Raw genomic sequence first — 12,817 nt, 5'->3', positions numbered from 1 at the left:
CACAACATAACGCAGGCGGCCAGTTGGGGGAGGGTGTATTTCTTGGGGCTATTGGGGTGGCTGTACTCGGGAAAGACCGTTTGGGTCTGGGCGTAGATGATTCGCGCAACCTGCAGGTGCAGGCTCGGTCGTGACTGGGCTGCTTTACCCGCCCGGCAAGAAGGTCTTGGGGAGCGTTTATGACCCATCGGGCCCCATTATCACAAACCTTGCAACAGAGCAAATCGCAAACCAAAATTCAGTATCGTAAAATTTTCGGAAACGCAAACACCACACCAAACACCAGCACCAGGAGCAGGAGAAAGGGCACTGCACCCCTGAAAATGGCCTCGAGGGGCACGTCTGCTTCCTTAGGCAGGGCTGCCTTGAGGGCGTAGACCGATAGGCCCACCGGGGGCGTGATCAAACCCATCTCGGCCGCCAGAATCACCAGGATGCCAAACCAGATGAGATCCACACCCAGGGCCGTAAGCACCGGGTACACCACCGGAATCACGATGGTGAGGGTGGAGACCGTATCCAGCACAAAACCCAGCAAAAAGACAATCCCACAGATAAGCAGAACAATCAGCCAGGGCTCCAGGTTTATCGCTGAGAACCATTTTTGGATGTTGCCAGGCAGACCAACCAGAGCAATGGCCTTGGAATAAAAGCTTGCAGCCAGGAATATGATCCCAATGGAGGCAGTGGTCACCACGCTGCTGACCAGTGCTTCCAGCAGCCTGCCAGGCCCAAGCCTGCCGCTGATCAGGCCGGTCAGGACGGCCAGAGTAGCGCCAACCGCAGCCGCCTCTACCACGGTGAACAGCCCACTGTAGATCCCACCCAGCACCATTACGATCGAAATCATTAGACCCAGAATCCCCAGGGAGCGCTCTGGACGCACTGGGGTCATCGTAGCTTCTGAAAATGGCAGCGTGGCAGTGAACAGCCGCTTTCCCTGGGCCAGAATGTAGGTGGAATAAGCCATCACCACCAGCAACCCCGGCACCAGTCCGGCAATGAATAGCTTGCCGATGGGCTGATCGGTCAGCAGTCCATAGACGATCATCAGGATGCTCGGGGGAATCAGCATGCCCAGGATGGAACTCCCCGCAATGAGACCGGTGGCGGCCTCTGGCAGGATGCCGCTCCGAATCATTACCGGCGCCGCCACCCGGCCAAACAAAGAGGCCGATACCACCGAAACGCCGGTGGCTGCTGCGAAGACGGCGTTCCCGAAAACCACCGATAGTGGAATGCCTGCACGAATCCGACCGAGCCAGCGTACCAGGACGTGAAAGAGATCATCCACAAAACCCGAGCGAGCAAAGACTTCGCCCATCAGCACGAAAAGGGGGATTACCGAAAGGAAGTAGTTTCTGAGGCTCTGGTCTATGGTAAAGGCCAGCAAACGGTTGGCCTGGGCGTAATCCCCCGACGTGAAAAAGACTAAAAGCCATCCCAACAGAAACAGCACCACCGCCACGGGAAGGCCCAGGCCAATCAGCAGCACCAGTAAAAGAATCGTGAAGCCGACGATCATGGCAGAGCCTCGGTTCCCCTTCTCTTTGCCATTGCCACCCAGCGCAAGGCGGCCAGGCTGGTCAGCAGCAGGGTTCCCAGAAAGGTAAGCAGCCTGAACGGCCACTCTGGAAAGCTAAAGTAGCCGGGTAGCCCTACCCGCTGCCCGACCATGAACGAGGCACTCAGGCTCTGGAAGGTCAGCGCGGTGAGCAGCACAAAGACCGCCAGGGTAACGGTCAGGTGGGCAAGCTCGAGGCCCTTTTTCCAACGTCGGCCAAGTGGATAGCGAAAGATCAGATCGGAGCGTATAAACGCCCCCTGGCGGAAGGCGCTGGCCAGCCCCAGGAAAACCACCAGATAGAGCGTCTGGCTCAGGAATTCGGCTACCCCGCGAATGGGCTGGCCCAGCAGGTTGCGGGCCAGGATATCGGCCATCACCAGCAGGAGAATGGCCACCAGGATGGCAACCGCCAGGGCAAGCAGTAACTTTTCCAGGTAGACCTGTAATTTAATCAGCATCTTTTGAAAGACTTACCAGCAGACCCGTGCTGTGGATCTTATGCCTCGACCCCAAAGGCTCGGTGGCCAGACCTAGCGATCCCACTGTCGAACCAGGGGCGCCTTGCGATTGCGCAGCTCAGTCATGTAGTTCGAGAGCACCTGGGTGCCCGGGGCTCCCTGGCGGTTCAGCTCGTTCGCCCACCGCTCGGCAATGTTGGGCATGGTAAAAGCCCAGCGGCGTTTGAAGTCATCCCCCACCCGGATCAGGGTGGCTCCTCGCCGCTCCATCTCCGCCAGGGCTCCGCTGGCCCGCTCCCTCGAGATGCGGGCGTACTCGGCAGCATATTTCTCAGCGCCAGCCAGGAGGGCCCGCTTTAGGGGCTCCGGCTGGGCTTCAAACCAGCGGTTATTGGCCCCCAAAAGCCCGGCAAACTGCGCTCCAAAATCCACCAGCACCACGTTTTTGGCTACCTCATGAAGCCGCGCGGGCAGGGCTCCGGTGGGGAAAACAATTACGCCCTGACAGGCGCCCGTGCTCAAATCCTGGTAATAGGTGGCCAGGTTGCCGGCCACGCCCACTGCCCCGGTACCCTCGAGCCAGGTTACGGCAGGCCCGGGGGCGCAGATCCTTTTGCCCCTCAGATCGGCAAACTGACGCACCGAAAAGGTGGTCATGAGCTGGTAGCTGTCCAGGGTGAAGCCCCCGCCCAACGGCACAACGCCGTTGCGTACTAGGGTTTCGCGGAAAGCAGGGGTTTTGCTCTGCACCGCCGCCACGGCTTCCGCTACCAGGGAGGGATCGCCGGAGCCAAAGGGGGTGAAGTAGGTGAGGCCGTAGATGGGGAGGCGATTGAGGTTGAACAGGGTAGGCACCACCCCCACCTGGGCCAGCCCGCCCCCCAGCGCGTCTAGCTCGCCGCCCACCGGAGCCAGAGCGCCCCCAAAAAATTCACGCCATTCGACGCGGATACCGCTGCCCACCAGACGGGCCTCGACCTCCTGGCGGAAGGTAGTTCGGAGCAAGTCCACCCACAAGAAAGCAGGGCTGTGACCGGAGACCAGGCCGATGGTTACCGTCTGGGCCAGACTGAAATTAGACAATCCCAGGGCCAACAACAGCACAACCAGGTACTTCTTCATGCGTCAATCCTCCTCCACCAGCGCGACCGCGCGAGTCCACCCCGCACTACCGCCCTTGATCTTGAATGGCAGCGCCATGACCACAAAACCGTGGGGTTTGGGAATCTGATCCAGATTGGCCAGCTTCTCAATCTGCAGGTATGGCTTTTCCAGGCCCAGCAGGTGGCTCTCCCAGAAGCGGGCCTTCCCTTCCAGCGCATCCTTCATGAGCACATCAAAAGCTTTGTCCAGACCCCAGGCATCAATGCCAATCATGCGCACCCCCCTGTCCACCAAGAACTCGGTGGCGTCACGGGTCAGGCCGGGGTGCAGGAGCTCGTAGCCTTTTTCGCCGAAGCGCTTGTAGGTGTCAGTGCGTATCAGGGCAATATCCCCCGGCTGCACTTCATACGACATGGCCTCCAATGCAGCCTTGAGGTCGGCCGCCGTAATACCGTCGGCCTTGCTCTTATGGGTCATATCAAACAGAACCCCAGGGCCCATGCACCAGCTCAGGGGAACCACATCAATGGTAGGGGCTTGCTCACCCGAGGCCATCCGCGGGCCGTAGTGGTACGGTGCGTCCACATGGGTGCCGGAGTGGCTGGAGAGAGACACCGCCTCCACCGCCCAGGCCAGCCGGTTGGGGAACATCCGCTCGGCCATCTCTTGCGAATAGCCCAGCTCTAAGAGCATCTCCCACCCTTTGCCATGATCCACATAGGTAATCTGGTGGCGGTTGAGCTCGAAGGGGGCGGTTTCGTTGGAGAGGGTGCTGCTGAGGTCTATGACCCGCAGCCGCCTGCCAAACAGGGACACGTGGTCTCTGGCCTCGCTCATCGGGGCTCCTTGGATGCAGCATCTGGGCTGGCTTCGGCCAGGGCTTCCCGCACAATCTGCTGCAGGATGGAAGCGGGCAGCAGCGATTTGAGCACCAGGCCGGCCTCCTTGACCCGCTGGGTAATCTTGTCCAGGATTTCCTCTGAGACGTTTTGCAAGCCAGGCTCCAGGCGTTCCAACAGCATTCGGATGGAGTTTTTACCGCTACCCCGGCCATACTGCACCTGATATGGCTCGCGGCCAACCATGGTAGGCGGATAAGGGAAGATAGCGTTGCCTCCCAGGGCGGTCTTTTCAAGCTCCTGCAGAATGTGCACCACAATGCCCGACTCGACATCAAAAAGTCGGCGGCCCACCACAGGCTTATTCTGCGCCAGAGCTACTTTGGAGGCCTCGGCAAAGGCGGCCGAGACGCTGGCAAGCTGGCTGAGGTCAATACCGGTGGGCACCGCCATCAGGTACTCCAGGGAAAGGGCCAGCTCCTCAGTGGCCACGTTACCAGCCCGCTCACCCAGCCCGTTGATGGAGGTATGCACCATATCGGCCCCGGCAGTGATCGCCATCAGGCTGCCCGCAAGCGCCAGGCCAAAGTCGTTGTGGATGTGAAAGCCTACAGGTTTACCGGTCCAGCTACGCAGGTTGGAGACCAGCTGGAAGGTGGCCAGCGGATGGCCCATGCCAAAGGTATCCGAGATGGTAACCCGGTCGACATGGGGGGCGATGGCCTGGAAGAAGTCCCGCAGGTACCAGTCCTCGACCCTGAAGGCGTCCCACCCCATGAACTCGATGTACATGCCCTTTTCTTTGCCGGCCCTGGCAAACTGGGTAATCTGCTGGATCAGGATCTCGGGGGTGATGCGGTAAACGTGCTTGAGGAGGTAGGGGTTGATCCCAAACTCCAGCAGCATGCCATCGCAGCCCAGTTCGATGGCGGCAGAAACATCCTCTTCCTTGATTCGGATCAGGGGCACAATCCGGGCCCTTGGCCGCAGCTCCATCAGGGTCTTGATAACCTCCCGATCCTCCGGTGTGGCCGGAAGCCCTGGCTCGATGGAGTGCACCCCCAGCCGGTCCAGCATCAGGGCCAGATACACCTTCTCCCTGGGGGTAAAAGCCACGCCGGGGGTCTGTTCTCCATCGCGGAGGGTAACGTCGTGGATGAGCACCCGCTCCGGCAAGGAAAACTGCTTCCGCACCTCCGGGCTAAAGTTGTGCGGCGAAGCCCACTTTTTGCCTGCTTCAAAATAGGGTTGTTTCGGGGTGAAGCCGAAGGCTTCCTCGAGGGTTTGTTTTTCCATTTGCGATAGGTAATCTAAACCGAAACCGCTTCAGGTGTCAAACGCCATGTAAACTACCCTAATAGCGGCAGGGTACAACTTTAACGGCAGTTACCGTGACTTCGCCCTGGTTCGCTATAACGCCAATGGCAGCCTGGACACCAGCTTCGGCAGTGGTGGCAAGGTGATTACAGCGGTGGGCTCCTGCAACGATGCAGCCTCTGCACTGGTACACCAACCCGACGGTAAGCTGGTGGCGGCAGAACGTAGCGCGAGCGGCAGTGACTTCGACTTCGCCCTGGTGCGCTGCTACTGAGCCCATTCCTTCGGTCTCTCGTGCCTCAAACTTGGCCTCTCCTCCCCTTTTCAATCGCGTAACAGCAACCGGTAGTAAATGGCTACCAAACCGAGGCTGACCAGCAACAAGACATACGCCATGGCGCTGGCGGCCGAAAGGTCGAGGCCCAGAAAGGCCTTACGGTATATGAAATAGCTCACCAGCTCGGTGGCACTACCCGGGCCACCCCGGGTTAGCACATAAACCAGGTCGTAAGTACGAAGTTCGGCCACAGTCTGCAAAATCAACAGGATGAGCAGCACCGGGCGTAGCAAGGGCAGGGTGATATAACGAAAACGCTGAAAAGGGGTGGCTCCATCCACGAAGGCGGCCTCGAGGGGCTCCTTGGGAAGGCTACGCAGGCCTGCCAGAAGGATCAGGGCCACCAGCGAAACCTGTTGCCAGACATCAATCAGGGCCAGCGTCAACAGGGCCAGTCGGGCGTCACCCAGGAAGTCCAGCCCCATCAGGCGTCCCAGCGGGCCCAGCTCAGGATGAAGCAGCATCTTCCAGATCAACCCCACCCCTACCGGAGCGATCAGCATGGGTAGGCTGACTGCGAAGTAATGGAGCCCCCGAAGGGGCACTGGCTGCTGCAGGAGTACTGCCAGCAGCAGCCCCAGCCCCAGCGAGAGTCCCACCGTGAGGGCAACGTAAATGGCGCTTACCGTGAGGGCATGGACAAAGTAGGCATCCTGGAGAAGTTCAAGGTAGTTTTGGAAGCCTATCCAGTCCCAGCGCGGACGCAAAAAGGTGTAGCTGGTTAGGGATAGTCCCAGGGTGTAGAAGAGCGGCACACCGACCACCCCGGCCAGCACCAGCAGGCCAGGTAGCCCGAATAGCAGCCCTTCGAAGCGCCTCAACCTTCCCCCTAGCGCAAACCGGCTTTGCGTAGCAGGGCCTCGAGCCCCCTGGCTGCATCCTGCAAGGCCGCCGCTGTGCCCTTCTGACCCCCAGCGGCCAGGCTGATCTCACGGCCCACCACATCCTCCATCTCAGCGGTGTAGGCGAAAATGGGCACCTTCTGAGCACCGGCGATAATCGCCTGCGCCTCCCTGTAATAGGGATACTTACGCAACACCTCAGCATTCTGAAAAACATCCTTGCGGGTTGGCGCATGTCCGGCCAGTGCACGCTTGAGCACAATCTCCGGCGACTCTACCCAGGCGATGAACTGCCAGGCAGCGTCTTTCTGCGCCGAGTTCTTGGGGATGGCCCAGCCCCAACCCCCGTTGACGCCCTTACCCCCCGGCATGGGGGCCAGCGCCACCTTACCAGCCACCTTCGGGCATTGCTGCGCGTTATCGAGCTGCGGCAGCATCCACCAGTAGGTGACCATGCTAAAGGCCTGACCCTGGCACATCACCCGGAAGGTGTCGTCGAGGTTGAAGTTAAGGGCTCCCCTGGGGGCGAAGTTTCGAATCATCTGGGTGTAGGTCTGCAGGGCCTTCTGGCCGGCCGCGCTATTGAGGGTGACGCGGTTTTGGTCATCCAGGTAACGTCCACCCGCTGCGAAGAGATAGTTCGAAAATTCCATGAAGTTAGGATCCCCTCGCTGGCCCTGCATGGCTGCACCTGAAACCCCCGCATTCTTATGCATAAAACCAGCCACCTGGAGGTAGGCCTCGAGGGTTTTGGGTAGTACTAAAGGGGCTTTGAACTGAGCTCTGAACTTGTCTTGCAAGTCCTTGCGGGCTAGCAGATCCTTGCGGTAAATAAGGCCCATGGCGTAGTTGTACATGGGAATCATGTACAGCGTTTTCTGGTAATAGCCCACCAGATCGAGCATGGAGGGGTAGTATGCCGAGAGGTCGAAATTGCTCTTTCGCACGTAGGGCTCGAGCGGCTCCAGCCAACCAGCCGCAGGAAACTCCCCCGCCCAAAGGAAATCCACCTGTAGGAAATCGTAGCTGCTTTGCGGGGCCAGAAGCTGGGATACCAGCTTGTCGTGCATGGCCCCGTACTGCACCTTCTCGAAGACCACCTTGATACCGGTCTTTTGCTCAAAATCGGGGAGGAGCTTCTCGATAATCTGGGTCTCGGGGACATCCTCCATCAAAGCCTGCAGGGTTACCCCCTGCGCCAAGGCCAGGCCCAGCAGCACACCAAAAACCGCCAACCACTTCATCTTGACCTCCTTCACTTCACTGCTCCCATGGTTAAACCTTCCACCAGATAACGGTCTATGACCCGTGCCAGCAGGGCCACCGGGAGTACTGCCAGCACCACCCCGGCAGCCACCTGGGCAAACAGCACCCCGCGCTGGGTGATAAAGGTGGAGAGTACCACCGGAACGGTTTGAGACTCTCTTCCGCTTAGTAGAAGGGCAAACAGAAACTCGTTCCAGGAAAGTAAAAAGCCCATCACCCCGGCAGCAAACAGGCCCGGTATCGAGAGGGGCAGTACGATGCGGGCGAAGATGTAAAGAGAGCCGGCCCCATCCACCCGCGCCGCCTCCTCCAGCTCACGGGGAAAAGTTCGGAAAAAGCCCATCAGGAGCCAGGTCATAAAGGGTAGCGCAAAGGCCAGGTAAGCAATGACCAGCCCCCACAGGCTGCCGCTCCAACCCAAAGCTCGAAAGATTGCAAAAAGTGGGAGGGCCAGCACGATGGGAGGAAGCATCTGGGTGGCCAGCACCCCGAAGCGCAAGGTATGCCCCCCCAGCTGGTAGCGGGCCAGGGCGTAACCCAGAAGTGCGGCCAGGGGCAGCCCCAGGGCTACCACCCAAGCACCTACCCACAAGCTGTTACGCAGACCAAGGCCAAACGGTCCTTGAATCAGCCGAACAAAGTTGTCCAGAGTGAGGCCGCCAAGGCTAAAAGGCTGGCCTTCCGGGGAAAGCGACCGCAGAAGCAACCAGCCTAGCGGCAAAAGAAAAGTTAGGCTGAACAGCCACAAACCTAGATGTGCAAGCTGGGCCAGCAGGCGGTTAGAAGATCCAGGCCCCACCATTGACCTCCAGGGCTTCGCCGGTGATGAAGTCGGCATCGGGGCCGGCCAGAAAGGCAATAGCAGCCGCCACATCCTCAGGCCGTTGCAGACGACCCAGTGGTGTCTGGCGCACATAGTCTTCCAGTACCGCCTCAGCGCTCATCCCCCGCAGGCGGGCCTCCCAGGCCACCTCCCGCTCCTGCATGCTGGTCTGCACAAAACCAGGGTTGACCGCATTGACCGTCAAGCGAAGCGGCGCAAGTTCCTTGGCCGCGGCCTGCACCAAACCCAGCACAGCGAACTTACTGGCCGAGTAGTGGGCCAGCAAAGGCGCCGCCTGTCGTGCAGCCATCGAGGCCGTAGCGATCAGCTTTCCACGCAGTTCCCGCCCCGTCATCAGAGGCTGCTGGGCCATCCTACGAGCGAAGGTCTGCAAGGTCAGAAAGGTGCCTTTGGTATTAACGGTGAAATTGAAATCCCACTCCTCCTCGCTCAGCTTCAAAAAGGGGTTCATGGTGGAGACCCCGGCATTGGCCACCAGCACATCGAGCCGTCCATCGTTGACAAAAACCTGCTCGGCAGCCTCCTCGAGGGCCTTTCGGTTGGTCACATCCAAGGCCAGGTGGGGCATCCCCAAAGCCCTGCCCACCTCTTCAGCTCGCAGTGGGTCCAGGTCACTGACCCAGACGCGGAATCCATCCTTTACCAGCCGGGCCGCAATAGCCTGGCCAATCCCACTTCCTGAACCGGTCACAAGGGCGTTAGGCATTGATTCCTCCGAGCTTTGCAAACCAGCGCTGTAAACTTGGATAGGCCTCACGGTAAAGCCCATAGGCGGTGTGGTAGACCTCTCTCCACTCCTCCTCGGGTGAAGTGCTGCCGGCAACCTCGAGCGGCAGGGCTTCCGGTTTCCATTGACCCAGGGCCATGCCAGCCAAAAAGCCCACCCCATAGGCGCTACCTTGTGCGCTCTGGGCCAGATAATGCACCTCCTGCCCTAAGACACTAGCCAGGATGCTGCGCCACAACGGGCTCCTTGCACCCCCATCCATAACCAGGTAGCGGCGTACCCGATGGCCGTAGGACTCCAACACTTCTACGTGGTGCCGGAAAGCGTACGCTACAGCCTCCAGCAAAGCACGGTACAGGTGGGACGGGGTGTGCTGGAGGGTCAACCCCAGGACGCTGCCACGCGCCAGCGGGTCGCTGAAAGGCGTTTTCTCCCCAAGAAAATATGGTAATACCACCAGCCCTTCGGCCCCCGCCGGTACCCGGGCCGCCTCAGCGTCAAGTGTGGCAAAGCTTGCACCCGGACGGAAGTTGCGACGGAACCACTCTAAGAGGGTGCCTGAGCTTGCCATACAACCGTTCAGTACGAAAAGGCCCGGAAGGTCATGGTAGTCAATGTAGAGTTCACGCAACGGAGTAAAGGTCGGGCTTACATATAAGAAATCGCCGGCGCTGCCCAGCTTGATGACCGCCTCCCCCTCCTGTTGCAGGCCAGCCGCCAGCGCCGCTGCAATATGATCGGCGCTTCCGGCAATGATGGGCAGACCTTCGGGCAGTCCGGTTTGCGCTGCCACCTCAGCCTTGAGGTGGCCCACCACCTCCTGCGGAAAACGCACCGGGGCCAGCACCCTGGGTGGTAGCTCCAGGTAGTCCAGAACTTCCTCGAGCCACACCTGCTGGTGCGGGTTCCATAGCCCGGATTCCAGCGCCCAGTTGGCCTCAGTGTAGCGAGCGCCGCAAAGCCGGTAGACGATGTGCTCATACGAGCCACTCAACCAATCCAGATGGGCCCATACCTCCGGTTCGTAACGTTTTAGCCACAGCAGCTTAGGAGCCACCACCTGCTGGTTCCAGGTAGCCCCGGTTCGGGCAAAAAGAGCCTCATCACCAAAAAACTCCCGTAAATGGGCAATCTCCCCTACTGCTCTGGCGTCGTTTTGCTGGATAGAGGGTCTGAGCACCTGGCCCTCCGGCCCATGCAACACCAGTGCCGGCACCATTCCAGACACTCCCAGCGCATGAATAGGAGCTGAATCTGCCGCCTCGCGCAAGCGCTGCAATACCTTAAGGGTACCTGCCCACCAGTCTTCAGGGTCCTCCTCAGCCCAACCGGCGGCCGGATTCCGAAGGCTGTGGGGATGTTCAGCCTGGGCCCTGACCCGCGCAGCCTCGTCCAGTAGCACACCCTTGACCGAGCTGGTGCCGATGTCCAGACCGATAACCATTAAGAACCCCTGGCCCTTCGGACAATGGCCATGAACTGTTGAACCCGCTCAGGGTCTACCTCGTTCCAGGTATGGCCCTCGCGCTTCAGGGCTGTACCCACGATGGCGCCATCGGCCACCTCGAGGACATCCGCAACGGTCTCGTGCCGCACACCGGTATTGGCCAGTACCGGTATCGTCGGCAAGGCTGCCTTGACCTCGCGGAGATGCTCGAGGCGGGCGCCTTCCCCGGTCATTGGTCCGGAAACCAGAACAGCATCAGCCAGGCTGGAAAAGACTGCGCTGCGGGCCCGCTCTACCAGGCTACGGCTGTCCAGTGGCGAGGCAAACTCTGCACTCACGTTGTAGAGCAAAAACAGGTCATCCCTGCCCAAGAGTCGCCGGTAACGCAGGGCCTCTGCCGCTCTCCCAGCCCAGAGCCCCATGTCCGAACCATACAGACCGGTGAACACCTCGCGCACGAAACCCGCTCCGGTCGCAGCAGCCAGGGCCATGCTGGCCATAGGATCCCAAAGCACATTGACCCCAAATGGCACGCGGATTTCTTCCCGCAAGCGACCAACCACGTAGGCCATGGCAGCTACCGAGGCTGGATTGACCGAAAGCTCGTAGGGTCGGTCGTTTTCGTTGCCAAACATTACGGCACTGACCCCGGCTTCCTGCAAAATCTGGAGGTCGCGCCGTGCCCTCTCCACAATGGCCTCCATGCTGCCCTGGTAAAGCGGGGTGCCAGGGAGTGCTTCTAGATGCACCATGGCAATAATGGGTTTGTGACCGAAAAGCTCCTTGAACTTATGCATGGACGACCTCCACAGGAATCACCTGGGCTAGCGCAGGGTGGTCGAGATTGGTCACAATCCGGTATAGGGCGCTAAGAGGGGTCACTCGAGCCACTGCTCGATGCCCAAACTTGCTGGCATCGGCCAGCAGAAGGGTTCGTCTGGCCACAGCAAGCGCTTTCTGTTTCACGAAGGCTTCTTCCAGGGTATGGTTGGTGACCTCGGAGAGATCAAAGGCGTCGGCCCCTAAAAAAAACAGGTCGGCCCTTATCTGGGCCAGGCCATCCAAAGCCCACTGACTGGTCAGGCTGTAAAAACCGTTGCGAACGAGTCCTCCGGGTATCCATACCTCGGTATGGCCCTGGGCAAGGGCCTGAGCTACACCCAGATCCAGAGCAAATACCCGCAACCGCATACCGGAAAGTAGTCGGGCCAGGGCGAGTGTGGTGGTGCCAGAGTCCAAGATGATGGTCATCCCCTCTTCCACATATGAGAGCGCTCTCCGGGCAATAGCCTCTTTTATTGCTTGATTCTGTCCAATCTTGATTGAATATGGCGGCTCTTGCTCTGGAAGAATGGCCCCCCCGTGCTCCCGCTGAAGCTCTCCACGTTCCGAAAGTACCTTGAGATCGCGTCGAATAGTGGCCTCAGAGGCACCGAGTTCGCGTGCTAGATCTCTGGTGCGCAGCGCCCCATTCTGCTTCAACAGGGCCAAAAGAGCTTGTTGGCGCTCGGAGGCAAGCATATTTGTGATTGATTATGATTGTTCATGATTATTTTTGTCAACAAGCGCTCAGGAATCCAGTCGTTTAACATCTGCGCGTAACCCCATTTATAGGGATTGTCAATAAAGCTCCCTCTAGGCTTACAGCCTCATGAGGGAGACGTTTAAGAGTGTGGGGGAGCTGTTAAACCCAGTGGCTTCAACGCTGGAGTTTATCGGCTCCCCCTGAACATTCAGCAGACCCCTGGGTGCATGGGCACCCGCCCGTTCCGCTGGGTATCGACTTTGGGGTGTACACGCCCAGGCGTGTACCTAAGGGAATCTCCTCTGGTTCCCAGGGGGCGGGGAGGGGCCGAGGTCTGGCTCCGTCGAAACACGAAACCCCAACCAAACCGCGAATGCGGCTGGTAGCGGGTCGTTCCTAGAGTGTGTCTGAATAGCTGCCTCACACGATTTTAGCCAGGCGAGCGAGCATGATGCGGGTCATGCAGGCGTAGATGATGGCCTCGGTAGTGCGGGCAAAGCGTTCGAAATCACGGGTGAGCCGGCGGAAGCCAGTGAGCCAAGCA

13 protein-coding genes and 1 pseudogene are annotated in these 12,817 nt (G+C 59.5%); 1 reads left to right on the top strand and 13 read right to left on the bottom strand.

The window, feature by feature from the left end; all coding sequences use genetic code 11:
• The 6 genes and pseudogenes from J3L12_RS16110 to J3L12_RS16085 form a co-directional block, all read right to left on the bottom strand.
• Nucleotides 1–188 (bottom strand): annotated as a pseudogene (locus J3L12_RS16110) (hypothetical protein); the annotation flags it as partial.
• Nucleotides 189–238: 50 nt separating this feature from the next.
• The gene (locus tag J3L12_RS16105) at nt 239–1,525 is read right to left on the bottom strand and encodes a TRAP transporter large permease (RefSeq protein WP_208016071.1); all 1,287 of its coding nucleotides are present in this window, start codon (nt 1,523–1,525) and stop codon (nt 239–241) included.
• The gene (locus tag J3L12_RS16100; RefSeq protein WP_208016070.1) at nt 1,522–2,025 is read right to left on the bottom strand and encodes a TRAP transporter small permease subunit; all 504 of its coding nucleotides are present in this window, start codon (nt 2,023–2,025) and stop codon (nt 1,522–1,524) included. The genes J3L12_RS16105 and J3L12_RS16100 overlap by 4 nt, the downstream gene beginning before the upstream one ends.
• 72 nt (nt 2,026–2,097) lie before the next feature.
• A complete protein-coding gene (locus J3L12_RS16095; protein ID WP_208016069.1) occupies nt 2,098–3,147 on the bottom strand; it encodes a C4-dicarboxylate TRAP transporter substrate-binding protein in 1,050 nt (349 codons plus the stop codon).
• 3 nt (nt 3,148–3,150) lie between these two features.
• The gene (locus J3L12_RS16090; RefSeq protein ID WP_208016068.1) at nt 3,151–3,966 is read right to left on the bottom strand and encodes a cyclase family protein; all 816 of its coding nucleotides are present in this window, start codon (nt 3,964–3,966) and stop codon (nt 3,151–3,153) included.
• Nucleotides 3,963–5,264: a hypothetical protein gene (locus tag J3L12_RS16085; RefSeq protein ID WP_208016067.1), complete on the bottom strand. Its 1,302-nt coding sequence runs from the start codon at nt 5,262–5,264 to the stop codon at nt 3,963–3,965. Before J3L12_RS16085 ends, J3L12_RS16090 begins: the two co-directional genes overlap by 4 nt.
• A 163-nt stretch (nt 5,265–5,427) precedes the next feature.
• On the opposite strand from J3L12_RS16085, the gene J3L12_RS17030 reads away from it, so the two are divergent.
• On the top strand, nt 5,428–5,559 hold the full coding sequence (locus J3L12_RS17030; protein WP_279381154.1) for a hypothetical protein: 132 nt from the start codon (nt 5,428–5,430) through the stop codon (nt 5,557–5,559).
• Nucleotides 5,560–5,609: 50 nt separating this feature from the next.
• On the opposite strand, the gene J3L12_RS16075 is transcribed toward J3L12_RS17030, so the two are convergent.
• From J3L12_RS16075 to J3L12_RS17025, 7 genes are read right to left on the bottom strand one after another with little or no spacing between them, the layout of a single operon-like run.
• Complete coding sequence (locus J3L12_RS16075) at nt 5,610–6,443, bottom strand: sugar ABC transporter permease (protein WP_208016066.1); 834 nt, start codon at nt 6,441–6,443, stop codon at nt 5,610–5,612.
• Nucleotides 6,444–6,451: 8 nt separating this feature from the next.
• Nucleotides 6,452–7,708: an extracellular solute-binding protein gene (locus tag J3L12_RS16070; RefSeq protein ID WP_208016065.1), complete on the bottom strand. Its 1,257-nt coding sequence runs from the start codon at nt 7,706–7,708 to the stop codon at nt 6,452–6,454.
• Nucleotides 7,709–7,719: 11 nt separating this feature from the next.
• A complete protein-coding gene (locus J3L12_RS16065) occupies nt 7,720–8,532 on the bottom strand; it encodes a carbohydrate ABC transporter permease (protein WP_208016064.1) in 813 nt (270 codons plus the stop codon).
• Complete coding sequence (locus J3L12_RS16060; protein WP_208016063.1) at nt 8,510–9,280, bottom strand: SDR family oxidoreductase; 771 nt, start codon at nt 9,278–9,280, stop codon at nt 8,510–8,512. Before J3L12_RS16060 ends, J3L12_RS16065 begins: the two co-directional genes overlap by 23 nt.
• Entirely contained in the window at nt 9,273–10,745 is a 1,473-nt protein-coding gene (locus J3L12_RS16055) for an FGGY family carbohydrate kinase (RefSeq protein WP_208016062.1), read from the bottom strand. Before J3L12_RS16055 ends, J3L12_RS16060 begins: the two co-directional genes overlap by 8 nt.
• The gene (locus J3L12_RS16050; RefSeq protein ID WP_119357916.1) at nt 10,745–11,545 is read right to left on the bottom strand and encodes a BtpA/SgcQ family protein; all 801 of its coding nucleotides are present in this window, start codon (nt 11,543–11,545) and stop codon (nt 10,745–10,747) included. The genes J3L12_RS16055 and J3L12_RS16050 overlap by 1 nt, the downstream gene beginning before the upstream one ends.
• Nucleotides 11,538–12,269, bottom strand: coding sequence for a DeoR/GlpR family DNA-binding transcription regulator (locus J3L12_RS17025; RefSeq protein ID WP_208016061.1), 732 nt, complete (start codon nt 12,267–12,269; stop codon nt 11,538–11,540). Before J3L12_RS17025 ends, J3L12_RS16050 begins: the two co-directional genes overlap by 8 nt.
• Nucleotides 12,270–12,817 lie beyond the last annotated feature (548 nt).

Origin of the sequence: Meiothermus sp. CFH 77666 (genome assembly GCF_017497985.1) — a bacterium.
Lineage (GTDB): Bacteria > Deinococcota > Deinococci > Deinococcales > Thermaceae > Meiothermus.
The sequence above is the reverse complement of the archived record's forward strand: the minus strand, read 5'-3'. Positions and strand labels throughout refer to the sequence as shown.

Bases quoted from the DNA above. Each gene is read 5' to 3' on its own strand.
- J3L12_RS16105 (WP_208016071.1), bottom strand. From the start codon at position 1,525: ATGATCGTCGGCTTCACGATTCTTTTACTGGTGCTGCTGATTGGCCTG.
- J3L12_RS16100 (WP_208016070.1), bottom strand. From the start codon at position 2,025: ATGCTGATTAAATTACAGGTCTACCTGGAAAAGTTACTGCTTGCCCTG.
- J3L12_RS16095 (WP_208016069.1), bottom strand. From the start codon at position 3,147: ATGAAGAAGTACCTGGTTGTGCTGTTGTTGGCCCTGGGATTGTCTAAT.
- J3L12_RS16090 (WP_208016068.1), bottom strand. From the start codon at position 3,966: ATGAGCGAGGCCAGAGACCACGTGTCCCTGTTTGGCAGGCGGCTGCGG.
- J3L12_RS16085 (WP_208016067.1), bottom strand. From the start codon at position 5,264: ATGGAAAAACAAACCCTCGAGGAAGCCTTCGGCTTCACCCCGAAACAA.
- J3L12_RS16070 (WP_208016065.1), bottom strand. From the start codon at position 7,708: ATGAAGTGGTTGGCGGTTTTTGGTGTGCTGCTGGGCCTGGCCTTGGCG.
- J3L12_RS16065 (WP_208016064.1), bottom strand. From the start codon at position 8,532: ATGGTGGGGCCTGGATCTTCTAACCGCCTGCTGGCCCAGCTTGCACAT.
- J3L12_RS16060 (WP_208016063.1), bottom strand. From the start codon at position 9,280: ATGCCTAACGCCCTTGTGACCGGTTCAGGAAGTGGGATTGGCCAGGCT.
- J3L12_RS16055 (WP_208016062.1), bottom strand. From the start codon at position 10,745: ATGGTTATCGGTCTGGACATCGGCACCAGCTCGGTCAAGGGTGTGCTA.
- J3L12_RS16050 (WP_119357916.1), bottom strand. From the start codon at position 11,545: ATGCATAAGTTCAAGGAGCTTTTCGGTCACAAACCCATTATTGCCATG.
- J3L12_RS17025 (WP_208016061.1), bottom strand. From the start codon at position 12,269: ATGCTTGCCTCCGAGCGCCAACAAGCTCTTTTGGCCCTGTTGAAGCAG.